Annotated in this window: 22 protein-coding genes; 7 read left to right on the forward strand and 15 right to left on the reverse strand. The window is 40.6% G+C overall.

The genetic code is table 11. The annotated features are described in order from the left end of the window. Positions 1-14 precede the first annotated feature (14 nt). Positions 15-458, forward strand: a complete 444-nt coding sequence (locus tag F7B60_03760; protein ID MCE4614625.1) for a PadR family transcriptional regulator — start codon at positions 15-17, stop codon at positions 456-458. On the opposite strand, the gene F7B60_03765 is transcribed toward F7B60_03760, so the two are convergent. The 3 genes from F7B60_03765 to F7B60_03775 are packed head-to-tail and all read right to left on the reverse strand — an operon-like array spanning position 455 to position 6,300. Then, positions 455-4,834, reverse strand: a complete 4,380-nt coding sequence (locus F7B60_03765; GenBank protein MCE4614626.1) for a DEAD/DEAH box helicase — start codon at positions 4,832-4,834, stop codon at positions 455-457. The two genes, F7B60_03760 and F7B60_03765, sit on opposite strands and share 4 nt — an antisense overlap. Positions 4,835-4,883: 49 nt before the next feature. Next, positions 4,884-5,441, reverse strand: a complete 558-nt coding sequence (locus F7B60_03770) for a hypothetical protein (GenBank protein ID MCE4614627.1) — start codon at positions 5,439-5,441, stop codon at positions 4,884-4,886. Between the two features lie 22 nt (positions 5,442-5,463). Beyond that, the gene (locus F7B60_03775; GenBank protein MCE4614628.1) at positions 5,464-6,300 is read right to left on the reverse strand and encodes an ATP-dependent Clp protease proteolytic subunit; all 837 of its coding nucleotides are present in this window, start codon (positions 6,298-6,300) and stop codon (positions 5,464-5,466) included. Between the two features lie 174 nt (positions 6,301-6,474). On the opposite strand from F7B60_03775, the gene F7B60_03780 reads away from it, so the two are divergent. Then, positions 6,475-8,343, forward strand: coding sequence for an aldehyde ferredoxin oxidoreductase family protein (locus F7B60_03780; protein MCE4614629.1), 1,869 nt, complete (start codon positions 6,475-6,477; stop codon positions 8,341-8,343). Further along, the gene (locus F7B60_03785; GenBank protein ID MCE4614630.1) at positions 8,328-8,996 is read left to right on the forward strand and encodes a PHP domain-containing protein; all 669 of its coding nucleotides are present in this window, start codon (positions 8,328-8,330) and stop codon (positions 8,994-8,996) included. The genes F7B60_03780 and F7B60_03785 overlap by 16 nt, the downstream gene beginning before the upstream one ends. Here F7B60_03785 and F7B60_03790 read toward each other — a convergent pair. Both F7B60_03790 and dph5 read right to left on the reverse strand, forming a co-directional pair. Next, entirely contained in the window at positions 8,993-10,114 is a 1,122-nt protein-coding gene (locus tag F7B60_03790; GenBank protein ID MCE4614631.1) for a tryptophan--tRNA ligase, read from the reverse strand. The two genes, F7B60_03785 and F7B60_03790, sit on opposite strands and share 4 nt — an antisense overlap. Continuing rightward, positions 10,111-10,971 carry a diphthine synthase gene (dph5, locus tag F7B60_03795; GenBank protein MCE4614632.1) on the reverse strand — a complete coding sequence of 287 codons (861 nt, stop codon included), beginning with the start codon at positions 10,969-10,971 and terminating at the stop codon, positions 10,111-10,113. Before dph5 ends, F7B60_03790 begins: the two co-directional genes overlap by 4 nt. A 168-nt stretch (positions 10,972-11,139) precedes the next feature. Here dph5 and F7B60_03800 point away from each other — a divergent pair, with 168 nt between their 5' ends. After that, positions 11,140-11,445, forward strand: coding sequence for a hypothetical protein (locus F7B60_03800; protein ID MCE4614633.1), 306 nt, complete (start codon positions 11,140-11,142; stop codon positions 11,443-11,445). Positions 11,446-11,448: 3 nt separating this feature from the next. Here F7B60_03800 and F7B60_03805 read toward each other — a convergent pair whose 3' ends face one another. The 6 genes from F7B60_03805 to F7B60_03830 form a co-directional block, all read right to left on the reverse strand. Next, entirely contained in the window at positions 11,449-12,081 is a 633-nt protein-coding gene (locus F7B60_03805) for a hypothetical protein (GenBank protein MCE4614634.1), read from the reverse strand. 11 nt (positions 12,082-12,092) lie between these two features. After that, positions 12,093-12,497 (reverse strand): metallopeptidase, encoded by a 405-nt coding sequence (locus F7B60_03810; protein ID MCE4614635.1) that lies wholly within the window; start codon positions 12,495-12,497, stop codon positions 12,093-12,095. A 5-nt stretch (positions 12,498-12,502) separates the two neighbouring features. After that, positions 12,503-13,225 (reverse strand): energy-coupling factor transporter transmembrane protein EcfT, encoded by a 723-nt coding sequence (locus F7B60_03815; GenBank protein ID MCE4614636.1) that lies wholly within the window; start codon positions 13,223-13,225, stop codon positions 12,503-12,505. Beyond that, positions 13,215-14,489: an energy-coupling factor ABC transporter ATP-binding protein gene (locus F7B60_03820; protein MCE4614637.1), complete on the reverse strand. Its 1,275-nt coding sequence runs from the start codon at positions 14,487-14,489 to the stop codon at positions 13,215-13,217. Before F7B60_03820 ends, F7B60_03815 begins: the two co-directional genes overlap by 11 nt. Before the next feature lie 5 nt (positions 14,490-14,494). Next, a complete protein-coding gene (locus F7B60_03825) occupies positions 14,495-15,217 on the reverse strand; it encodes an ECF transporter S component (GenBank protein MCE4614638.1) in 723 nt (240 codons plus the stop codon). 74 nt (positions 15,218-15,291) lie between these two features. Beyond that, on the reverse strand, positions 15,292-16,527 hold the full coding sequence (locus F7B60_03830) for a pyridoxal-phosphate dependent enzyme (GenBank protein ID MCE4614639.1): 1,236 nt from the start codon (positions 16,525-16,527) through the stop codon (positions 15,292-15,294). Positions 16,528-17,406: 879 nt separating this feature from the next. On the opposite strand from F7B60_03830, the gene cysS reads away from it, so the two are divergent. Then, a complete protein-coding gene (gene cysS, locus F7B60_03835; GenBank protein ID MCE4614640.1) occupies positions 17,407-18,828 on the forward strand; it encodes a cysteine--tRNA ligase in 1,422 nt (473 codons plus the stop codon). Positions 18,829-18,891: 63 nt separating this feature from the next. Here cysS and F7B60_03840 read toward each other — a convergent pair whose 3' ends face one another. Both F7B60_03840 and F7B60_03845 read right to left on the reverse strand, forming a co-directional pair. Then, the gene (locus tag F7B60_03840; GenBank protein ID MCE4614641.1) at positions 18,892-19,125 is read right to left on the reverse strand and encodes a ferredoxin; all 234 of its coding nucleotides are present in this window, start codon (positions 19,123-19,125) and stop codon (positions 18,892-18,894) included. A 100-nt stretch (positions 19,126-19,225) separates the two neighbouring features. Further along, entirely contained in the window at positions 19,226-19,651 is a 426-nt protein-coding gene (locus tag F7B60_03845) for an HIT family protein (GenBank protein MCE4614642.1), read from the reverse strand. A 68-nt stretch (positions 19,652-19,719) separates the two neighbouring features. On the opposite strand from F7B60_03845, the gene F7B60_03850 reads away from it, so the two are divergent. Further along, positions 19,720-20,361 carry an N-glycosylase/DNA lyase gene (locus F7B60_03850; protein ID MCE4614643.1) on the forward strand — a complete coding sequence of 214 codons (642 nt, stop codon included), beginning with the start codon at positions 19,720-19,722 and terminating at the stop codon, positions 20,359-20,361. Here F7B60_03850 and F7B60_03855 read toward each other — a convergent pair. Further along, entirely contained in the window at positions 20,354-21,505 is a 1,152-nt protein-coding gene (locus F7B60_03855) for an NAD(P)/FAD-dependent oxidoreductase (GenBank protein MCE4614644.1), read from the reverse strand. The genes F7B60_03850 and F7B60_03855 overlap by 8 nt on opposite strands. A gap of 1 nt (position 21,506) precedes the next feature. After that, the gene (locus F7B60_03860) at positions 21,507-23,534 is read right to left on the reverse strand and encodes a hypothetical protein (protein ID MCE4614645.1); all 2,028 of its coding nucleotides are present in this window, start codon (positions 23,532-23,534) and stop codon (positions 21,507-21,509) included. Positions 23,535-23,806: 272 nt separating this feature from the next. Here F7B60_03860 and F7B60_03865 point away from each other — a divergent pair, with 272 nt between their 5' ends. Continuing rightward, positions 23,807-24,598, forward strand: a complete 792-nt coding sequence (locus F7B60_03865) for a hypothetical protein (GenBank protein ID MCE4614646.1) — start codon at positions 23,807-23,809, stop codon at positions 24,596-24,598. Positions 24,599-24,685 lie beyond the last annotated feature (87 nt).

The raw sequence follows: 24,685 nt of genomic DNA on the forward strand, positions 1-24,685 counted from the left end.
AACCGGTGATATAATTGCCTAGAGCACCTTATAGAGATAGCTTGAAAATGCTAGTTCTCCGGCTCCTAGCGGAAGAGCCTATGCACGGCTACAAAATTTTGAAAAGAGTAAGTGCCCTGACAGGAGACAAATGGAAACCTGCTCCAGGTACGCTCTATCCACTACTTGACCATATGGAAAAAGAAGGACTGATTGAGACATACACCATAGAGAGGGGGAGAGTTAAGAGTGGTGAGAGAATTCTCTATAGACTAACTCATAAAGGCTGGGATGAGTTTATAAATAAATTGAGGATGAAAACTGACGCGTTAATCAATATGTACTCATTCATTCTATGTGGAGGATTAAAGACTCTATATAATAATGGTTTCAATGGAGAAGCAATCGAAATCTATAAGACAGTAAAAGACTCGCTGAGTAAATTAGTAGAATCCTGCAAATACTTAGATGAGTCCTAGACCTTGTAAAGATACGTATACAAGTATGGATATGCTTTGACCATATCCTCGATATCAACGTATTTATTGGTTTTTAGTAGACTAACAATATACCCTTTATCCATTAAGTAGAGTAGTCCCCTTCTAGCAAAACCTTTCCTCAAATTACTATACTTTAGAACTGTGGGTGGCTTTCTTAGCCCACTTTTTAGGAGTATACTTAACACCCTCTTAGCGTCATCCTCCCTTTCTATTACAAGTACTACTCGTCTAGTGTTGAATCCCGTGTTATATAGGAGTAATCCTAGTTCATTAGCAACAGGAAGTATGCATTCTTCTTTTCTATTGCAGGTTTTTATGAAACCATTCCTAAAGTTGAATTCTTCACCTATGCTTGCCGGGGCTTTGCTGAAATACGATTTTATGCCTTCCTTCACGATTCTGTCTACTAACTTACCTTGTATCTTCGCATCTACTGCTTTTGCTAACAACTCATCAAGGTATTCAATCCTCTCAAAATCTTCTTCCTCTCTTATAAATAGATAGTTCAGGATGGTGTGGGGCAATACATTAAGGAACTTATATTCGTATTCTGGGTTCAGGCGTATAACAACATAGCTTCGCTTGCCCCTATCTAGTGAGACTTTCTTATATGATTCTTCGAACGATGCCGTTCTGAATATCACATTACCGCAGCACTCTAAACTTAGGGGAATTACCGCAGTGTCTTCTTTTATTTTACCTAAGTAATATGTAATCTTGCCCGGACTTAATCCCCGGGGAAGTCTACCTGTCACTAAATAGAGTTTTGGTGCCACTGGATAAAGAGACTCAGCGAAAGGCTCAACCTCCTTGTAGTCCGCTTTGATGGGGATGAGGTTTGTTGTAAATGACTCGTAGGTCAACATTTCGTGTTCAGCTAGTATATCCAGTATCTTCTGGGCCGCCCTGAGTGGAGCTGTCCTATCTCTTCTGACCCTTACCGGTGTGACTGGAATAAAAGCTTCTGAAGGCAATATTAGTGTATATGGATCTACCTCTATATTCATTGAATGCTTCTTAAGCCAGTTATGCATTTCAACTAGTAAATTATATGTTCTTAGAAGACTTGAAGGCTGAATGGTCTCTAATTCCATAAGCCGTTTCCTAAGATTCTTGTCTCTGTTCGAGTATAGTGATATTATATGTGCTATCTTGCCGTCTCTCCCTGCTCTACCAGCTTCCTGGTAGTAATCTTCAATGCTTTCACTCAGCATATAGTGAATTACATACCTAATATTCGGTATATCCACGCCCATACCGAATGCCTTTGTGGCGACTACTATTCTTGGCTTACTACCAGTTTCACTGGAATTGTAAATTACTCTTTCAATACCTAGTCTCTCCTTGTCAGATAGCGATCCATGGTAACCTATGGAGTATCCATCACCGAATTTCTTATTTACCAGGTCAACAACGAAATCAACATTCGCCCATGGAGCTTCTTCACTTTCAACAAACCCGGTAAATACTATTCCCACATAAGGAGCTCTCTTCGAGTTAAGCCGTCGGGAAAGCTCGGACAAAGTATACAGGAGCTTCTCCTTACGTTGATTGGTAGAAGTTACTGGTTCAACATCGAACCTTAATTCTTTCCTAATAACAGGTCCTTTCAATATCAAAGGTCTTGATTGATGCCACCCGAATTCCTCACGTTTTCTGTGGGGATCATTCAAGTCTATGTTAATTACAACAGGATCAACGCGTCCTCCTACTAGTATTTGAACTACATCCTTGTCTATACCAGGTGGAAGGGTTGCTGTGAAACCCAGTATAGGTATCTTAGGGTTAACCTTGTTTCTTTCTACCAGGATTCTAGCCATATGCAGGTAGCTTGGCCTGAATGTTCTACCCCACTTTGAAAGTGTATGGACCTCATCTAGAGCTATGAATAGCGGTCTCCGTGGCGGATTAATTATGTCCTGTACAATTGGATCTTCGAATCTTTCAGGCGTAATGTATAGAAAATCCAGTAACCCGTTTTCATACAAGCTAAGTATTATTCTCCTTTTCTTAGGAGTGATTCCCGCATCTATATATTCAGCAATGAATCCTTTGTTGTTAAGGCTTCTTACCTGATCGTGTATAAGAGTCCGGAGAGGAGAGACTATTATTGCTGGGAGCCCCATCATCGATTCTCCTAGTACTCTACCCAAAACTTGGTAGATTGCACTCTTACCAGCACCAGTCGGTAAGACTGTTACAAGTACAGAAGGCGACCCTGTTGTATACATGGATAAGGCATATGCTATTCCTCTTTTCTGATAGCCCCGGATCGATAGCTCTCCTCCGTTCTTCGACCAGTATTCTTGGAATACTTCCACACCTCTCTTCAAGAGGTTCATATGCATCTCTTTTATTGTAGAAGAGGATACTACTGCTGGAAGGCCTTTTGATTCAACTACGTGGACATGAACTCTATCCTCAAGCAATTCAGGTCTTACTCTAGTTATCAGCGTTATTATACTACCGTGAGAAATCCTTGATACCTTAAGTGCAATATTCCTAATTAGTTCCTTGAAAGCTTCGGGAAGTTCATATGTGGAATAGTACGATAATGGCAATTGTCTAGCAAGTATTTTCTCGGGATTAACTATGATAACATGCTGTTTTTCTTCCAACACGGAAGGCGATACTAATAATTCACTCCAAGTTACCACAGTTAATTCAGGGTTAACGCTTTCAAGCATTTTCCTAATCGCATTGTTAGGCGCTATTACCAGAGTATCTCCTTCGATAAGAGATGAAATTGCTGTTGCCAATTCGTGAAAACTTGTTATATAATCGGTTAAGCCGAATACTCTGACTATAGGATTACCCGCATATTTCTTGTCATTCTTGAAGAATTCTCTTAATTTACCTGGCATAAGATTTACCGGGGAGACTATCTCAATCCTTGGGAAAATCTGTTCTAACCTTTCAAGAAATTCTTCATCTAGACAATAAGTTGTCCTGTTGTCAGTATAGGTTTCTATGCAATCTCTAAGCTTATAAGATAACTTTCTATCAGGGATTACTCTATTCTCGGTTACTATGACGCCTTTACCGCCTATAAGGGCAAATACAGGGTTGGATATAGTATCTATGACCAGCTTCCTGCCACGAATCTTGGAACCGCACAGGGATACTAGCCTGTTGAGGTTCCATGGTGCTACTTGAATTCTTGGAGGGAGAGACTTGCATGCCTTCCTATATATCAGTTTTTCCTTTACAAGTCTCTTTATCGCTTCCTCGAATTCCAAGTAATCTTCAAGTCCCTCTATAAGGTATAGTGGATCGTACCACCATCCCATAGTTCTAGCAGTCATATACATCAATAATTGAGCATAGTTCTCCCAGGGTGATTCTCTATTCTCTATAGGTGGAAGAATGAAAGCATATGGAGAGAAAACAGGTTCTAATGGATTAATGCTTTCAGTTACCAGAACGGTATTATTGACATAGGTTTTACTAGGTGTCTCCATTACTATTTTTCCAGGAGGAAAATTCTCATCTTCAAGACGAGGTGTATTAGGTACCTTTCTCAAGGGTTTATAGGGCGGCCTAACAAAACTTCTAATGCCTTTAGGTAGGAATAGATCCTTCGTTTCTGGAAGTTTGTCCATAACATACTCGATCATCCAGAGAGCTGAGTCAATTAAGAGTTCCAGTTTTTGTCTAACATCAAGTTTACCTACATTGTAAAGTTTGCTAAGAACTTGTTCTAGCCTAGTCGATGTCAATTGTGGTATCGCTAATTTAGCTAGGAGTCTATAATCGATTGAACTCTCGTACAGTTTTTCTTTACCATCAACTCCATATATTATTGTTAGTCTGGGTTTTAGAATTTGTATTAACGCATCGTAGCTTAGTCCCTCAGCATCCTTCTCTGGAGTTATCACTGCATACTTTCGTCCATTATAGAGGGCTATCTTAGTTTGTTTGTCTATAACAGCTATGCCCATAATGGATCCTTCGAATAACGAGTAAAAACTCTCCAAATCGAGTAGTTGAGATGTTTTCTTCTCCCATTTTATCCATCCTTTCGTGAAAAAAGATTCTCTTGCCCGTTTTAGGGTTCCTGTATCAACTAGCTCCGGGTTTCTCTCGGCTATTTTGATAAGTATTGGTAACTCCTCAACTTCAGACAGTATTCCATAGAGATCAGTGAAGGAGATTCGGCTGCTTTTTAGCATTACCTCTAATGATTTCTCAAGGTTTGCTTTGTCCTCCGTGAATCCGTAATCTAATCCTATTCTAGCAAGTTCACTCTTTAGCGTCTTCCTCTTTATCCTGTAGGTGAATTGACCTATTTTAGACGCCCGTAGAGAGGTCCCTAGCTTATAGTATTCGATAAAGTCGTTCGAATCCGTATCCATTAGGCATCATCGAAATGAGTTGTTATACCACTCTGTTTTATAACCAGTATTACGCACTATTTGAAGAGAGCTTACATTTATTCTCAAATAGCAGGCTCTCATATCCTTCCACATGCTCCCCCTTAGATACCTTTATTACGACTAGCCTGTCATCATCTGATACCCCCGTCTCACCTGAGGCTTCCACCTTTAATACATGCATACACATAGGGAGATACCAATATGCTTCGTAATTGTATTCGGCTTCTGCTTCCTCATAATATTCCTCGTATATGTTCCTTCCATCCTTTACGTTGAAGCTTATTGACACGTGGAAAATTATAACTGGACGATTGGGTTCTAATAGTACTATATCAGGTTGAAGCACATTCCAGGAAGCTTGTTGTCCATTGATAAGTATTCTTTCTCCTCGTAGAATGTTCTCCATTCCACGGTGTAGTAATCTTTTCTCCCTCGCCAAAAGTCCTTTATCCTCTAGAACTCTTTGATAATACCCTGTCTCCTCGTAGTATTTGTATTCGACTACCTGTAATATTTCGCCGTGAGGGTATACTGTGAAAAACCCAGTCGATTCTATAGGGGTTAATTCAGGTTCACTCCACGGCAAGATTATTAAATCCTCTCAGAGCCTAACTAGTTGTAGATCTTTGCTTATAAGGTATTAGTGGATGAGGGATATACTCGACTCCTGGCCTGTTCATGGGTGCTTGTGGGAAGAGCTCCATGAACTCGTATATCTCAACGGGTATCTCGTCTTTTACATCTAACCCTAGTTTCTTAGCTTCCTCAAAGGTTATCGGGTAATCATGCGTCCAATGTCCCTCTGTTAAAAGCTTGGCCAGTTCCCTAGCGCCCTCCTCCCCCATTCTATCCTTAACTAATTCTACAATAAACCCTTGAATCTCAGTTAACGCTTTTTCTGCAACATCTGCCATTAACAAAATTTTGTCTGACGTATCTTTCCCTTTCGTTTGAGCAACCTTAATTATGGACGGTGCGGGTGCATGGAATGTTTGATCTATAGCTAACTGGGGGTCTAAGGGTCCTAGAACAGCGTTAGGATCCATCCATATTTCATCCGCTGATAATGCTATTAGTGTTCCACCGCTCATAGCATAGTGAGGGATTACCACGACTTTTTTAGCAGGATGCCTTTTCAATGCCATAGCTATTTGTGCTGCTGCAAGCACTAGTCCTCCAGGCGTATGTAAGACTAGTGCTATAGGCTGGTCTTTCGGTGTTTGACGTATTGCTCTTATCACTGCTTCACTATCGTCTATGTCGATGAAACGGTAAATAGGGATTCCTAAAAGCCCTATTTTCTCCTGTCTATGTATAAGTGTGATGAACCTAAAACCATATCTCTTTTCTAGGACTTGTAAAAGCCTTATACGTGCTGATCGAAGCCTTTGGTAACTGTAGGTCGGTGAGAGGAGTGGTATTAGGAAGAGAAGCCAGAAAAGCATCCATATTATGGTGTTTATCGTATCAGAGCTCAGAGTTCTACACCTCCATATCCCATGATTTCTACATGCTGTACTTAGGTTAAAGTATAGTTATTTTATTTGAAACTGGGTGAACTCTAGTTAAAATAGTTTATAAGCAATAATTTCTTCATTGGTGGGTTAATAGTGAGCATTATGGGGTACAATAGGAAGCTGCTCAGAGTTAACGTTTCAACAGGGAAAACAAGTGTTGAAGAGATTGACGAAAAAATCTTGGAGATGTATCTAGGAGGAAAAAGCCTTGGAGTAGCTTACTTCTACCGGGAGGTTCCCCCTTGTACTGATCCATTGTCGCCATCAAACAAGATAATCTTCTCTCCTGGAAGTTTATCCGGCCTAGCTCCGGGGTCTAGTAAGGCTATAGCAGTCTCGAAGAGCCCCTTAACTAAACTCTTGACAGATAGCTCTTTTGGAGACTACTTCTCTCCTCTTCTAAGGAAAGCTGGGTTTGACTTATTAATCATTGAGGGAGCTAGCAAAGACCCTGTTTATGTCTACGTGAATAATGGTGAAGCCGAAGTAAGAAGCGCCGAGAAACTCTGGGGAAAGAGTAATTTAGAAGTGGTTAAGAGGCTGAGATCAGAAGTTAATGGGAAAGCTAGTATTGCTTCAATCGGTCCTGCGGGTGAGAAGTTGGTCAAGTATGCAAATATTATCGCTGACTCGCAGAGAGCGGCAGGTAGGGGGGGACTAGGAGCTGTCATGGGTTCTAAAAAACTGAAGGCTATAGTGGTATATGGTGAACAAGAGATACCGGTGGCTTCACCTGAAGAGTTTAAGAAATTATGGGATGAACTATATGTAAAGTACGAGACGTCGGAGCAAACTGCTGACTCAAGAACGCATGGAACAATGAACGGACTCATATATAGCTCTCAAATGGGAATGTCGCCGAGCTATAACTTCAGGAGGCCCTTTATTCCTTTAGAATTGGCTGAGAAACTCTCGCATAAAGGCATTTCCGGGTTTGAAGAAGAAGCTCCATGGTGGATACATGGTAAGTCATGTCCGATTAAATGCTCCAGATACACTAAACTATCCTATAATGGAGAGGAGTTCGAAGTCAAACCTGAGTACGAGAGTATAGCTATGCTTGGGGCTGCAACAGGAATATTTGATTCTAAAGCAGTGTTATACCTAAATTACCTCGCTAATAACTATGGACTGGACTCTATAAGCCTAGGAAACACGGTAGCTTGGTTCCTTGAACTAGTAGAGGAAAAACTAGTCGATCCGGAGGAATTCGGTGTCGATGTAAAAGGGTTTGGAGATGTAAGGGGCGTTATTACACTTGTTAAGCTGATAGGTGAAAAAAAAGGGGTAGGTATTATATTGTCTGAAGGAGTGAAGCGTGCTTCGGAATTACTCGGTGTCGGTGAAGACAGGGCTATTCATGTTAAAGGATTAGAGGTGCCAGCATGGGATCCTCGTGGTCTTAGAGGCTTTGCATTAAGTTATGCAACAGCAGATATAGGGGCTAGTCATCTTAGAGGATGGCCTAAGACTAGGGATAGACCTATTGACGGCCCTGCCGTGGAGGTAGTTGAGAGCCTTGCACATGATAGGGATAGAAAGACTGTATTTGACAGCCTTGGATTATGTATATTCATACCATATACCGAAAATGAAATATTGAAGCTTTACAATTATGCAACAGGCCTTGATGTAGATATCGAAGATCTCTATTTAGCAAGCCGCCGGGAAGAGTGTCTCGCTAGGATCCACAATGTTTTAGACTGGGTTACACCACCGTTACATGATACTATACCACTTAGATGGTGGGAGCCTGAAGAGGAGGGGCCTGCTAAGGGCTCAAAGGCTTTTCTCGACAAAGAAGACTTCAAGGCTGCATTAAGAAAGTACTATGAGATAAGGGGGTGGCATCCTGATTATGGTGTCCCCCTACCAGATACGTTAGAAGAGCTTGGAATTTCGTGGGCTGAGAACGAGGCTGTTATGGCAATTATGGGTGTGGAGCTGAGGATGAGTTGGATGGAAAAATGATGGCTGAAACGCATTGCCATACGACAAGTAGTGATGGAAAAGATTCACCTGAAATTGTAGTATTGGAGGCATACAAGAAAGGCCTTGATTTTCTCGCTGTCACGGATCATGATACGTTTAGGGGTTCTGTATTAGCGGGGAAAGCGGTAAAGCTACACGACCTTGATAGACCTGTTGTAATTTTTGGTAACGAGGTTAGAACCACGTATGGTGATATACTAGTCTTATGCGATAAGCCCCCCTCAAAAGTATCTAAAGATCCCTGGGAACTCAAAGAAGACGCCGAGGAGAATAACTGTATAACAATAGCTGCTCATCCCTATAGTCCTTATGAGCCAGCTGTAGGTGATCTTATACGGAAAAACCCGGAATTGTTTGACGCCATTGAGGTATGGAACGCTACTAATCTTCCTTACTTGAACAGGAAAGCTTGGAAAGTAGCTAAAGAGCTTGGTAAACCTGGAACTGCTGGAAGTGATGCGCATGTGAAGGAAGAGTTAGGTTCTGCTGTAACACTAGTCGAATCCTATGATTATAGTATTGAATCCTTTCTAGAAGCTGTTAGAAAAGGAAAAGTATTGCCGGTTAAAGGTATTCCCAGCTTTAAGGCTATTTTAGTTCATACCGCTTGGGGGATTAAAAGGCGGCTCTAGAACTTAGGTGGCTCTATATATCTTAGTACAATATCTTTCGCCTTTTCCAGTTTCTTTTGATGATCCTCGAGGAATTTCTCCAGTAGTTTCCATGCATTCGTCTTACAGTAACCGCACAATAGTTTACCAGTAATACAAGCATCGTATATTTCCTGCAACTGTTTATCGTCATCAAGTAACTGGAACATATAAAAATCATATATTGTGCATTTCCAAGGCTCTGCTCCCAGCTTCTTCTGTTCTTCTACGGTTGCACGTCCACCGGTTAATGCCCTCATGAGTTTAGATCTCGCTACCTCCGGCAGGTCTGTAAGGAATATCGTGGATTCTGGTTTGCTGCTGCTCATTTTGTTTCCATCAAGTCCCCTCTGTAACATATGATAAGTGGATGCAGGTCTTTCGAGGCCTAGTTCGTTATGGAATCTGTCTGCAATATCTCTAGCAAGCCTTAGATGGGGGTCCTGGTCTGCTCCTACCGGGACAATAACATTCTTGTATCCGCCATATTCCTCGAGTTGCACGTGGAGAATATCGGCTGCCTGCGTTAATGCTGACACTACCTTTGAGGGTTCCATTGTCCCATATATTGCTTCCATTTCAGCTAGACTTACTTTTCTAGAAAACATCTGGATAAGCCTGTAATACATTGGCTTCTGGTTTGTTTGGAAATAGAATACTGCCCTAGATGGATCAAGACCTAGTGCAATTAGATTCGCTATATACTCATAGAGTCCTATTTCTATAGTTTTTTCTCTATCCATCTTCCTGACAGCATAAGCTTCAGCGTCTGCTATTACTACGTATATCCTAACTCCCAGTCTTTGATAGTATATTATCTGATCTGCTGTTAGTTTATGGCCGAAATGGAATCGACCGCTCGGCATGAACCCTGTTAAAAGCGCTACAGATTCTCCCCTCGATAGAGGCTCAATTACTTTTTTATCGAAGTCTCTGTGACCAAATATTATGCCCCTTCTCATGTACCTGTTGGGTTCCGCTATTTCTTTGAATTTGCCCTGTACTTCGTTGAATGGCTTTATACCGAATGTTCTCATGAGCCATCCATAGTCTTTTACGCTGATATGACCCCATGGATCCAGTTTTACTTCACTAGTCATACATCATCTCCTCTGAAGACACCAGCTCTCTTACATATAGTACTTAACCTAGATTTTAGGGTTTCTCTGTGTATTCCTAGGACTCTTTCATTGCATTCATAGATTTTCCTCAGCAACTCTTCTTCCTCGAAATGCATTTTCCCAGGTATTACTATTGACTGTGGAATTATATGGAAATCTTTAGAGGCTATTTCTCTAAGCAGATCGATAGTTATCTTTTGCCGCGGAGTCCCTGAAGCTTCCATAACTATGGCTAGCATATCACCTAGAAGGCTCGATCCCCATTTCTTTACTTCCATTTCCATTAAAATGGATGCAGCTTCGTGAGCCTTCATCAACTTACTCTCATCTAGTTTCAGATCGAGAAGAAGCAAAGTGTGCAATCCTAGGCACATATTAGTATATAAGTACAAAAGTGTGCTATATGTGTATACTCCATTTAATGGGTAAACTAGCGTTATAATTCTACCGAATTTATATGCTTGCAAAAGACTCTCCAATATTGAAGTATAGACCCCGGACACGCCGTGGATGACCTTATATGGTACGCTCCTTGATGAAGCCTCTTCTAAGATTATGGAATGAGTAGTTGCAACTAGAGGATCACCTACAGTTGCAATGCTTACATTATCGGTTTCAGCTTCATGAATTACTTTCCTTACTCCTGGAAACTCTAACGTATCCCTGGAGACGGGTGTAACAGGTTTACCCAAAATCTTAGACAGGGTTTCTGGGTTTATATCACTAGAGAGATTAGTATATGAATCCAAGTATATGACATTCGATTCTTTCAGAGCGTCAATAGCCTCTATGGTTATCTGCCTAATCCATAGTCCTAACCCTACGAGATACAGCACTATAATTCACCATACTAGGGGGTCGGGTTCTGCCGGAGACCTCATATTGAAGTACAGTCCATAGGAGTATTCCTCATCCCCCACTTCTGAAATCCTGTTTGATGGAAGGTAAAAATAGAATCGTTCACCCGTGATTAATACATTATTTATGTGCAGGTGAATCTTACATTGCAAATATCATCATGGACTATGACCAATTTTACTACAATGCAAATAACAGTGCCAGGAAATAGAGAACCGTCAAGCCTTTCATCAAACTATACGAGCGTTAGAATTTTCAGTCATACTATCAAGCCTATAACCGCTGTAGTTTCAGGCGAATCCGGGCATAATTATATGATCTACATTATGGTCTTCACCGCCCTTTTAGTAGCGGTACTAACCAGTACCGACATCGATTTCAGCTTTATGAGAAATACTATAAAGAAGCTTGGTTATTGGCTTAGAAAAATTTATCTTATCGTTTCAAGGTAGGTGTTATGGGTATATTTTTTCTCCAAGTTTCTGATAGCTATTGTCATATATTTCTTGTACAGTGAATACTATTGCTGGGTACCATGGATGCGCTCTTTCGCCTTCAGGAATGGCGTGCATTAGATCATGTACTAGATTTACATATTCATAAATTAGTCCTGATTCAAGTATTTCTACGGTTGCTCTAATCTCATAGGCTCCCTTGTCAGGCGGGATTAATATTGCCAGAGTTGCCTGTTCATTTGCCGATATGTTAGTCCATGTGTGTCCTTTTGACATTATATGCGTAACCATTTTGCTCGGATCGCTGCATTCCTCGTTATAAACATAGTCAAGGATGAACTGCATTCCTTTCATTAGAGCTTGCTTTCCTTTCCCCCAATAGTCTTCAGCTATCATTTTAAGCTCGTTCAACGCTTTATCCAAGCATTCATCTTTTACAAGGTATGAAACCATGAATGGAGCAGCGTTTATACCTGCTGGCCCGTAGGTGGCAACGATAGGTGAGAGAAGATAGCTTGATTTAATAAGCTCGCATTCTATCTCGGGTACCATTCCTTTCTCCACTAAAAATTCAACTAGACGTCTCCTAGCTTTCAAAGTGTCATCTAGAAATTTCCTTGGAAGCTGGTTCATATGGCTCACCACTAATTAATTGATTTCATTATGCAAACTTTTAACTTGTCTAGGCTGAGCTTTCTATAAATCGAGTTAACCTTCCTACCATTCACTAGTTTCCCATGCGGCCTTAGTCCACCGGAGAAGGTATAAGGAATATGGAGTAATTCATGGATAATAGTTTTCACTTGCTCTTCAAACGATAAATTATAGAACCTTTCACCTATAACCTCGATGACATAACCAGGTTGTAACCCTGCTGCTATCCATGCACTGGAAAGGCCATGTATCCTTGCAATTGCCCTCGTCCTAGCTCCCCAGCTTGACAGACATTTTAATCTGTCTATTTGAACGTGAAGGAAATGCCGCTGGCTAATAATTTCTTTAATTAGACAACAAATATCAGGTGCTTCTCTGTATGTTATCCGGGACAATTAACTCACACCCAAGATGATATTATATATGAAATGATGGGGAATCCTATCGAAAGTATTAGTTGGACGATCGTTTCAATATTTAAGCTGGTAGATCTCCTTATAACACCTCTCTTTGACTTCAAACCATATCCCCTCATATACAGAGACTCAGCTAGTTCGTCTCCTCTTCTCAACATACTCAATGTTAATGGGAACAGAACCTTATATACTGGCCTACCTAGACTTCTCTGTATACCAATCACCTGGCCTAGATCCCTAAGGGTTAAAGGTATAAGTCTGGCTAAAATTACATTATAGTCATGTATTCTTGGAAGCTTTCGGAACATGCTGGAGACCGTGACTGGATTAGTTGTAGTCATAAATGCCATCGATGAGACTGACATTATGTAGACTTTGTAGCCTAGGAGGAAACCTCTTACAATCCCGGTCAGAGATGTAATAGGATATGGAGAGATTATTACTACTATGAAGAATATGATTATTGCGGGAATACTTGATAGTACAAGAATGTACTTTGCAAGGCTTTTGCTTGTTAAAGCCAAGTAAATGAATACAGGGAGTGTTGATAGTATAATTGTATAAACCGACTTGAAATAGAAGACAGATAACCATGCAGAGATAACCATGAGGATCTTAACTCTATAATCAATCCTCCAAGCTAGTCCTCGGGAATCTCTATATGCCGTAACATATGAAAATAGAAAGAATAGCTCTTCAATCAGCATCTTTTAACTCACCATTTTCCAATAAGAGTTCCCTTGTCGCGACCATCCCCCCAAATTCCCTGTCGTGAGTAGTGATAATTATCGAGACTCCTAAACTAGCTAGTCCAGTGATTAACTTGGCCAGGAAACACCTTGATGTGGGGTCTAAACCTGCTTCTGGCTCATCCATTAGTAGAATACGTGACCCACTCGCAAAAAGTACTATCAATGCAGATTTCTTCAGCTCTCCTGTGCTAAGATAGGTTAAAGGTCTATCTATTAATTCCTCTATTCCAAATTTCTTTACAAAATCTTGTGTGACACCATAGTCTGAGAGTTCTTTTCTTAGTGTGGGCATAGTAAATATTTTAACGGGATCAGAGGGTAGCACTGCTGGTTTGGAGGTATAATTTATTTTACCTTGGGATGGTTTGAGTATTCCGGCAAGCGTATACAGTAGAGTAGATTTTCCTGAACCATTTCTCCCATATATGATAATGATCTCGCCTTTCAATAATTCTACATTCACATTCTTTAATGCAGGATACCCGTTTGGGTAATTGTATGATATATTAGATGCTCTTAACACTATTGGTGTGCTGTTATATTCTTTTCCCCCAGATTCAACATCGCATTTATCGGGGAGATATTCGCCTAATATTACTACACGGTCACTTATTTCCCGGAAATATTCTGGATAGTGTGTAGCGATAAGTGAACAGAAACCGTTGTCCTTAAGCTCCATCATGAGTTTAAGGAAATTCTCCTTCTCAACCCAATCAAGATGCGATATTGGCTCGTCGAGTAGGAGGCATTTTACGCCTGGCGCTATTGTGCTGGCTATGGCTGTTTTCTGTTGTTGTCCGCTACTTAATTCGAGTATTGGACTGTACATAATGCCAGTAAGATCCAGTTTTGATGTAATTTCTCTGACTCTCTCTTCAATATTACTCATTCCGAGTATGCTTAATGATAATCCAATATCATCGTAAGGTGTGGGAGCTAGAAGGAATTGTTGAGGGTCTGGTGGTAGCATTCTAACTTTATATGCTAGCGGATCAGGGTTTTCCAGAGGATTTATATTGTCAACATAGAGTTGTCCTTTTATTTTTCCTGGTTTTATCCATGGTATTATACCTGAGACTAGTTTTAGTAGACTAGTTTTACCACTTCCATTTCTACCTGTTAAAAGAAGAGTTTCGCCTTCTCTGATAGTGAATGAAATGTTGGAGAAGACTGTTAAACCGTTGTATTCCAGGGTCAGATTCTCAGCTTTTACTGTCACTTCAGCTACAACACCTTTACGCCTGCTTCTCTTATGGCTTTCGCTAGGTATAATGCGACAAATAAGCCTATAATCATTTGCCCGAAATTAAAAGGTACCTCTGTTCCCGCCTGTGCTGGAGTTAGACCTATTATTATTATCTCATATAAATAGTATCCTAGGATCATTTCCAAGCCACCTGGTATTATACTATAGGTTATAATAAGCCCTTCTATGTCGTCTTTTGCGTAAAAGTATATTGCGGGGAGAGCGAGGAGTAATGATACTAAAGCCCAAAACCATACTCCGACATGGAGGGATACGGTTTTGCTGAATACGTAGAATGTTGCTTCTCCTGTTAGATACTGAACTCCAAGCCAATAAAGTCCTGCGTCTACTAGCCCTATGATCGGTAGGATGTATGTTCCTGTCCACTTAGATCCTTTGTGAGATAAATATAGGAATATGTAGCCTACTATGAATCCTTCCAAACCTTTGATAAGGAGTGTTCCTGGTGCATAGTTCCCATAACCACTGTATATATCCGCAAGAGAACTGCCTATCCCTCCTGCTACAGCACCTACTAGTGGTCCTCCTATTATTGCAGAGGTATACACCATCGTCTCTCCAAGATTGAAGTAGCCTCCTGTAGCAGGTATTTCCATAGCTACCATTGTCGCTCCGAAGACTAGGGCTGTTAGGATTGCACTATAGACTATTATCTTAGCCTCCAACCCCCTAGATGACAATTCCTTCACCGATTTGTTAAAATTGAAAACAATATGTTATTAAATATTAATCTTTAATAACTAATATAGATATATTACACATGGCCTAGAATAACGAGTGCTTTCTCACCCTCAGCGGTAATCTGATAAAAACGTCTACGGCCTACAACCAGGGAGGAAACCAAACCCTTCTCCTCTAGCCATTTCAAACTAGAATAAACCGCTTGAGGGGAAACACGGCGGCTACCTAAGAGTTTCCATATCATATAACCATGAAGACGCTTATGTTTTTTAAGAATCTGTAGAATACCAATCTTAGTCTCACCCATCAAGGAACGAGTGCGGGGAGAAACAGTTTTCAAGCCAGTGCTCGTTATTAACACAAGAACCTTCCATTTTCTCTCTCTAACAAGTTTCCTTCCAACAATATAGCCTGCCACGGCCGCAGGCTCAGCAAATATCCCTTCTCTCCCGGATAACCTTATAGATTCCTCATAAACCTGTGGTAACGGAACGTATGTTCCCCATCCCTTAGTAGCGAGCGTTGCCTTATAGGAAGCCTTGAGTAAAGGGGGACGCATATACCTAATACTATAGTGTACATCTGACTCTGTGGGTTTATCTCCTGAGAAAAGTGACGCATAAGAACCTTCTCCTGCTTGAACGCCTATAATCCTAACATTCCTAACACCTTCTCTATTGAAAGCAGTGTATATCGAGGCTAACGTGGCACCAGAACCGACTGGAACTACAATAGCATCAAACGAATACTCTTTGATGTGATCATAGATTTCTAGACCTAGACCAACGAGTCCTAAAAGAGCATAGGGTTCACTATCCACTCTAATGTGTTTTACACCCTGTTTTGAACCTATTTTCTCTGCTATAGTATGCGTCTCATCCATAGTAGTACCCTTAAGAAGGGCCTTACATCCATATACTCTTACCTGCTCAACCTTAACAACATCACTGTCTTCAGGCAATACTGAAGTGCACGATATTCCTGCTCTAGTTGCATACGCAGCATAGGATGCACAGGTGTTCCCGTCACCTGATACAATTATGCTATCAACATGCGAATAAGCTAAGAATGAGATGCTGGGCAATGCAGATCTATCCCTAAAGCTACCTGTAGGGTTCCTCGTTTCATCTTTAAAGTAAAGACCTGCATATTCTATAGAATTGAATATAGGTGTTAATCCTTCTGACATAGAGATTCTTTTCATTATATCCTCGATAAAAGAGTAATCCTTTGGTATAGCTATACTCGCTTCGTCACTGCAAATCAGACCATTAACAGGTTCATCGCCACCAGGGCAAACCAAATGCAACAGTATCCCTCAAGTAAACCGGATAATTGCCGGGAGAGACCCTTTCATCCCAAGCCGGATAAAGCCGGCTGTCGGGGCCTACCCTAATTTCATTATTTAAGAAAGAAGGGATATAATGATTATTCTTACAGGTAGATTCCAGTGAGACTATACAGATGCCAGACTAATAGCAGGGAATATCGGTTTACTTGAAGCAAAAAGGTTGCAAAAACCCTATATACAGGTTTACAGCGGTAAATAACTTGTAACAGTTAGTAAGCTTTTGAGTAGGTTTCTCAGATTAGAACACGATAGATATTAAGGTAAATATGGATAAGCTTGGTTGAGTTAAATTAGATGAACTCCTTCAAAATCTGAGGAATATACCTGGAAACACTGTAAAAATGACAGGGAGATTGTACTTGGAATAATCAAATCGATCTAAAAATTCCGCTTTGAATATAGATCAGGGGAAATAAGAGCAAGGTACTGTCATAGCATAGAAGTTAGCGTGGAATACGAGGAAGTGGAACCTCAGGCATCATTTCATGGAACAAGAATGAATAAACTAATGAGTATGCGTGCTAAGGGTTTAATGCCTGGAAAACGCGTTTATGCCCATTTATCTCCTACACCTGAAGATGGCTGCGCTGTTGCTAAACGTGGAAAAGGATCAACTGTTTACTTGATCATTAATTGTTTAAACTCCGTAAACTCAGGTATGGAGTATATAAAGCCACGACTAAAGTTTTCCCCGTAAAGAAGGTGCACCACTCAGCCATGCAGGAATACCATAAGTGTATTTGACTCCTTCTATGATTTACGGGGAAGACTAAATGTGACTCTCTAATAAGTTTTAATGCCCAAACGTATCCATGATTATAGCCTAGGTGGTTGATTATTGTGCAAATAAGGATTTTCAATACCCTTGGAAGGAGGAAAGAGGAATTTGAACCGAACAACCCTCCCCTAGTTAAAATGTACACTTGCGGTCCAACAGTATATGACCACAACCACGTAGGACATGGCCGAATGTATGTTTCCTTCGACGGAATCAAAAGATACCTTGAGCTCAGAGGATACAAAGTTATACATGTGCAAAACATTACAGATATAGATGACAAGATAATCAACAAAAGCAAAGAAACAGGGGAATCATGGGAATCTATAGTAGACAAGTATGCGAGAGAATACCTCGAGTTACTGGAGGAATTAAGGGTTAAACCACACTATAATCCGCGCGTCACTTTACACATCAACGAGATAATATCATTCATAGAGAAATTACTTGAGAAAGGATACGCTTATGAGTCTAACGGAAGCGTCTATTTCGACGTTGATAAATACAAGTATTATGGCGAGCTCAGTGGGAGATTGAATAAGGAACTATGGGGGCAGGAAGAAGAGTTCTTGTCAGAGAAGAAACATCCTTATGACTTTGTTTTATGGAAGAAGAGGAAGCAGGGAGAACCGTGCTGGGAAAGCCCTTGGGAGCCAGGTAGGCCTGGTTGGCATATTGAGTGTTCTGTTATGTCTACAAGGTATCTTGGAGAGAGAATAGATATACATGGAGGAGGAGAAGATCTAATCTTCCCCCACCATGAGAATGAAAAAGCGCAAAGCGAAGCAGCTCTGGGTGTCAGGCCTTGGGTAAAATACTGGCTCCATACCGGTTATCTCACTATAAAAGGAGAAAAAATGAGTAAAAGCTTGAAGAATATCATCCCGTTAAGAGATGCTATAAAAGACTTAGGCATTCCTGTTATTAGATTATGGATACTATCTGTCCATTATCGTAGTCATCTTGAGTACAATGAGACTATTATAAACCAGTCTAAGAGGCTATATGAGAGACTAGTTAGTGCAGAATCGATAATAGAGAGAAGAATAATAGAGGCCTCGAAGAGTCATTATGACACTGACGAAGACATTGATCGCTTCAAAAGACTTTCATCTACTATACTGGGCTTCCATAAAGCACTTAGTGATGACTTCAACTTTGGTGAAGCTATCAAGTATGTCTGGGATTTTACTAGATTTATTCACGGAGAACTCCAATACTCAGAAAGTGGGGGCCTCACTATACTGTCTAAGGATTTCATTGATCAGTTAAATCAAATTTACGCCTATAGGGAGCCTGGAACTAGAGGAACAGACTATGAGTTATTCAAAAGCCTAGTAGACCTTGTTCTAGAAATTAGAAGTGAGCTTAGGAGAAATAAGATGTTTGATTTGAGTGACACTATAAGGAATAAACTTAGTGATTTAGGAATAACTGTTATGGATTACAAAGACCGTAGTGAATGGATCCTCAAGAAGTGAACAAAGGATAATAAAATAGGCCAGGGGGGTCCAAACCCCCTATTACTCTATAGAGCCTTTGTCTCACTGCGCCTCGAAGTGGATTATACTTACTGGACAGCTCTCTGCAGCGCTCTCAACACAGTCTTTTAGGTCGTCAGGAACAACGCCCTGGCTAACGTCATCGTTCACCCTGAACTGGGCTATTATTTGGCTCTTGCCGTCCTCTTCGCTCATTTCAAAGACTTCTCCACAAAGGCTGACACATACCATGTCAGATATGCATTCGTCTCTATCTATCCAGACTTTTATAGGCATATTCTTTCACCTCACGGTGTTTGCATATGAGATTTCCAGCTATATGAACCCAAGTATTTTACCTATTTAAACATTATCTACTTCATTAGGGTAGAGCAGGTTAACTTAGGTATTTGTCAAGGTATTCCGAGAGGCCGTTTAGCGTTTCATATACTTCTTCAGCTACTCCCCTAGTTAGAACTGTTCTCCCGGAGAATAATCCTTTCACTCTAACCCATCTAGGTATAACATGCACGTGGAAATGGAATATTTCCTGTCCCGCTGGAGAACCATCGTTTGCTATGACGTTGACTCCCGGCACTCCGAGTTCTTTCCTGTAGAACTTTGCTATACCGCCCGCTAGCTTGAATGCTTCAGCCACTACATACGGAGGAGTTTCCGATATAGCATTATAGTGATCTTTGGTTATTATGAGAAGATGCCCTTTGCTTACAGGATATTTGTCCATGATAACTATGAAATCCTTGTTTTCGTACACCTTGAACGAATCGATTTTCCCCTCTACTATACTACAGAATACACACACTTCCATTCTCCCTAGGAGATTCAAATATAGTCTCAAATACATATTTAAAATGAATACTAGGGGTTTAATTGGCTGACAGTGGAATGGAAAGGTTAGCTAGCAAGGTTAAGGCTCTCATGAAAAGCGATGTCTCCACTTTAACAGAACAGAGAGTTAGAGAATTCATGGAGATTAATAGACAGAACTCGAGAAGATGGTTCAGCGAACTAGCTTTTTGCATTCTTACGGCAAACTACACCGCCGAAGGAGGTATTAGAATCCAACAAGAGCTGGAAGAATGTTTCTTTACATGTAGCAAGGATGAGCTTGCCGTAAATCTTAGAAGACTCGGCCATAGGTTCCCCGAGGCAAGAGGCAATTATATAGTTATGGCCAGGAGATATATGAATACCTTAAAAGAAACCCTGTTAAGGAAAGATAATCCATTCCTTATGAGAGAATGGCTGGTTTCCCATGTAAAGGGGATTGGTTATAAGGAAGCAAGCCATTTCCTTAGAAATGTAGGTTACTTTGATCTTGCAATACTAGATTACCATATCTTAGACATTCTCGACGGGTATGATATTATAAAGCGTCCTAAAACGCTTACCAGACGGCGATATCTTGAAATTGAGAGTGTTGTTAGAAAGTTAGCTTCCATAGTGAAGTTAGAGCCTGGAGTACTAGACCTGTATTTATGGTACATGGAGACTGGTAAAATCCTCAAATGATGAGTGTAGATAATAGTCTTCTCATTAGCTTGAGTCCTATAAGAGGGTGTTTAGCTAGGTATGTAATACCTGCCTTCATTGTTTTCACTTTGTTTGAGAGAAGTAATGCAATCAATTCTTCATGTCTATCGTAGTCTAGTTTCTCTGAGAGCATCTTGCTAATGCTGTATTTTTGAGCAATTTTGAGTAAATCTGCTATATTATCTGGCATTAGATCTTCTTGGAAAATTCTTGCAATATGTAACTGTGACCTTAGTTCCTTCACCGAATCATCCAGACATCTACTCCAATATTCCATTGCATTAGACTGGAAACAATTGATAACTCTTACGTTAGGATATAATCCTCCTCCCGTGAAAGGCTTGGTTAATCCTGCTGCATCACCTATAATGTACACTTGCCCCCTATATGGTTTTCCAGCAGGAGGTCCTGTAAGTATTGTTCCACCGTATCGGGCTTGTATTACACCGTCAATTTTTAGTGTTGAAAGAATATTGGTTAATCTCAGGAGCTCAGTGCTTCCTCCTCCTACTACTATTTTATTCTTAGTAATAGGAATCATCCACCCGAAAAATCCTCTAAATTCCTTCGAGAATACTATGTTGAATTCGTCTAAGTCTAGGCCGTGATCTATTTTTACATCAATATTTACTCCTAGAACTTTCCTGTATTTACTCTTATCTAGCCCTAGATTAGTTGACACTGTACCCGATAGTCCGTCGGCGATTATTACTGCATCGAATCTATCTTTACGAGAATTAACTGTTAGTATCTCGCCTCTAGGAGTAACGGTCTTTACCTTTGAAGGCATCCTGGTAATGACACCATTCTTCCTAGCCTCGATTAGAAGTTTTTGCTCTAGTTTTACTCTATCCAGTTTTACAGCTATAGTATCTCTTTGGAACTTGACTAATGTTGATATTGCTTTGAATGTTATTTTATTAAAAGAATTCTCCAGTGAATCAATAGCAGGAGATCCTATTTTCTCCATAGTCCACTTTGAAATCAGCCCGGTACAGTGTTTAGGACGACCTACTTTTTCATCTTCTTCGTATAGAGTGACTTCATGCTTCTCTGAGAGCCTATATGCTGCGTAGAGTCCAGCGAATCCTCCTCCTATTACCGATATTTTTAATGTCTCCATTTCAGCTCTTACCTAACTTTCCTATAGCATATCCTATGATGAATACAAGAATTACAGCAGCGAAGACTATAGCTGCTCCGAGAGTCTGGGAACCACCAGGTGTTTGGGTCATAGTTTTGATGCTCGTTACGGTTGTGCCTTGAGTCCTTGTAATTGTTATTGTAATAATCCCTGTTGATGTCTCATTTTGCTTTAACTTTGTTGACGTGGTAGATGTTGTAGTGTTTTGCAAGGTTTCTCCCCTGGAGAGTAGTGTGTAGAGGCTTGCATAGAGCATTGATTTTTCCATTAACATGTAACCAGTTTCTGTCTGACCATTATCTATCAAGCTCTTGGAGATAGTGTAAAGCATATATGAGGCAATTGGTAGTGTATAGTTACTCAAACACCAGGAGAGCTCGTTTTGAATCATTTTATCGAGTGATGGAATGTATAGCTGGCCCTTTAATCCGAACATTTCTATGAATGATATTGTTGAATATTCTATGGCTAGCATTGAGTATGATAGTGAGCTGAAATATTTTCCGCTATTTAAGTCTGTTGTAGCGTTCGAGAAGAATTGTAGCGCTTTTACAAGGGAACTTGGTTGTACACCTAGTTCATTGGCTAAGCTAACAGCGTAGCCTTGCATACTTCTAGCTATTTCTATCTCTTCAATTGCTACCCTCCTAACATCATTGCTTGTAACGAGTCTTCCCGTACTAGGAGGGTTCTCCTCATAGCTGGATAGGGCTGTGTATAACATATCAGCCAGAACTATTTTCCAGTGGGCATCCACTAATGTATAGAGTGGAGTAATTGCCACAGTCCCGAAAATGGACACTGGAAGGTATAGTTTTCCCGATCTATTAGATAGCTGTGATACGGCTGATTTGAACATGTTAAATGAATCCTCTGCCAAGGAAGCTAGATACGTCTTGAATTCTACGGTAAACGGTGTACAAGGTTGATTGCATTTATTTACTATGCTCATAGTTTGGTTAATGGAGTTGTAAACATATTGGACTAACCCTGTTACAGCCCAGTCATTCAATGAGGCATTAATAAGAGCGTTTGCCTTCTCCAAACTAGCACCAGCCTCGACTAGGAGGTATAATCCATAGGTTACTGGAGCTGTAACAGATTCATTGTAAAGTTCTTGTGATTGTGCATAAAGCTTCTCGGCGTATTTTCTAACATTTGAGGAAGCCTTAGTAACAATCCCACTGTAAGTCGCGTTTAATTGCTCATATCTCTTCTCCAGCAGATTACTAATCTGTTTGAACTCACCTTCATAGTATTGACTTGGAGGTAGCTCACTGGAAGCTAGATGTTTCCCAGTTAAGTAATAATAAACCTGCTCAATGTCAGAAGCCTCTATGACTGTTACACCAAGCTTCTCACCCAGTCTCACGAGATCAACTGTTTTCCTAACAGGTCTATATACGACGAAGCCGAAAGGCAGTTTCTCCTCCTCGTAGATAATATAGGTATAATTTCTCTGTCCTACGGGTATAACAAATACTTTGTCTCTAGTAGCAACAGCATGTAATTTGCCTTCTAAACCTCCTACAGGCCCAACTGTACCGTCAGGATTAATCATTCCTGTAACCACAGTGTCATTCCTAACAGGAGTATCTAATATGCATGCCAATGTTAAAGCAGTCATGGCAGCTGAGGCACTGGGACCTCCAACTATTATGCTATCCGATTTCATCTCATAGAAGTAGTCGTACTTCCAGAAATCGACTCCTGCCATTCTAGCGGCAACCATGGCAGCTATCCTAGCTGCAGCTTGCGTATCAAGCATAGTGAGAGGGTTCGTCGATACATATACATTCCCGGATCCAGGGTAAGCCACAGTTACAACAAGTCTGCTTAGAACACCTACCTCCTCTCCCCCCTGTTCTCCTTCAGCAAGAACTGCTGCTACATCAATGCTTCTTGTAACTACTCTTTTGTAACCTGTAACTGAATAAACAGGTATAATGTTAGATGTAACTGTTAGAAGAACTAGTATAATCGCTAGTAGACCCCAGACCTTCCTCACAGGACTTCACCGTGTTTATGAGCTTTGAATCGAATAGTATATACAATTTAACCGCTTGTTACGGGGAACATTAGTATTATAATCCATGTAAAAACATAGATTCGGGGCGATGAAGTGAGTTATGCCAACTAGAATAAATGATAGCACCCCTGGGGTAGCTGAGCCCCCATAATTCTGCTAAGGTAAGAACCCTGTATTACCGTGCCAAATACCCTATTGGTAGATTGTACTGTAATTATTGTCTTGGAAGGAAGAGGAGACGGTGGTATATTATGATAAAGAGTATAGCTAAAATATTCGGTTTTAGAACAGATCCATCTGGGAGTGCAGGGATAAACATGGAATATGAGCATGTCCTAATAGGTCTAGAAGAAGCTAAAGACAATATAAATCAAGCTTACTTTACTACGTTAAATCAGATAACCGACCTTAAGAGGGAAATGGAGAGGGCTCTTAGGAACAAGGAGAAAGATAATGCTGTCAACATTGCCGTTCACATTCATAACCAGAAAAAAATAGCTGTAACATATAAGACTATAGCAAATCTAGTTGAGAATGCTATATATAGGATCAGAGAAGCCAAGAGCGTTGAACCAATATTAAAGACTCTAAGCTTCATACTTCCCCAGTTACAAGGAGCCTCAACAACAGCAAATGAGAAGCTCAGACTGGCTAGCGCATCCCTCGCAAGGGCGATACAGGGGTATCATACTCTTGAGTCCAATGTAGAAGTTGGTATAGGAAGCATGCACGGTATCGCAGAGACTGAATCTAAGAATAGTGGAGCCAGGTACGACGGAATAGCAAGAGACTTACTATTTGAGGCCTCAAGAGCAGCAGCTGAAGAGGTAAACAAGGTGGTTGGAGACCTGTATTTCCCAGAGCCGCCTGAATCAAAATTAGAGGACAAAGTGTATATGTACCTAATTGAAAACAAGGGTAAGCCTGTTAGAGTCTCTGACATAGCAAGATATTTCAATATATCAAGTGATAACACCAAGAAAATACTAAGCAAGCTAGCAAAAGAAGGAAAAGTAAAGTTTTTACAAAAAGAACAAGCCTAACAACCCCTACCTCTTTTATTAACATAGTGTAAAACCACCTTCACAGGTACCTATGCAGGATAGCTTAGTGAGTTTTATGGCAAGTGA

It is taken from the genome of Candidatus Tiamatella incendiivivens, assembly GCA_015522635.1.
In the GTDB taxonomy this organism is placed as follows: Archaea; Thermoproteota; Thermoprotei_A; order Sulfolobales; family Acidilobaceae; genus Tiamatella; species Tiamatella incendiivivens.

What these genes read in the sequence shown, in the direction of transcription:
- F7B60_03765 (MCE4614626.1), bottom strand. Translation starts at nt 4,834, where the DNA reads ATGGATACGGATTCGAACGACTTTATCGAATACTATAAGCTAGGGACC.
- F7B60_03775 (MCE4614628.1), bottom strand. Translation starts at nt 6,300, where the DNA reads ATGCTTTTCTGGCTTCTCTTCCTAATACCACTCCTCTCACCGACCTAC.
- F7B60_03780 (MCE4614629.1), top strand. Translation starts at nt 6,475, where the DNA reads ATGGGGTACAATAGGAAGCTGCTCAGAGTTAACGTTTCAACAGGGAAA.
- F7B60_03790 (MCE4614631.1), bottom strand. Translation starts at nt 10,114, where the DNA reads ATGACTAGTGAAGTAAAACTGGATCCATGGGGTCATATCAGCGTAAAA.
- F7B60_03805 (MCE4614634.1), bottom strand. Translation starts at nt 12,081, where the DNA reads ATGAACCAGCTTCCAAGGAAATTTCTAGATGACACTTTGAAAGCTAGG.
- F7B60_03815 (MCE4614636.1), bottom strand. Translation starts at nt 13,225, where the DNA reads ATGCTGATTGAAGAGCTATTCTTTCTATTTTCATATGTTACGGCATAT.
- F7B60_03840 (MCE4614641.1), bottom strand. Translation starts at nt 19,125, where the DNA reads ATGCCTATAAAAGTCTGGATAGATAGAGACGAATGCATATCTGACATG.
- F7B60_03855 (MCE4614644.1), bottom strand. Translation starts at nt 21,505, where the DNA reads ATGGAGACATTAAAAATATCGGTAATAGGAGGAGGATTCGCTGGACTC.
- F7B60_03865 (MCE4614646.1), top strand. Translation starts at nt 23,807, where the DNA reads ATGATAAAGAGTATAGCTAAAATATTCGGTTTTAGAACAGATCCATCT.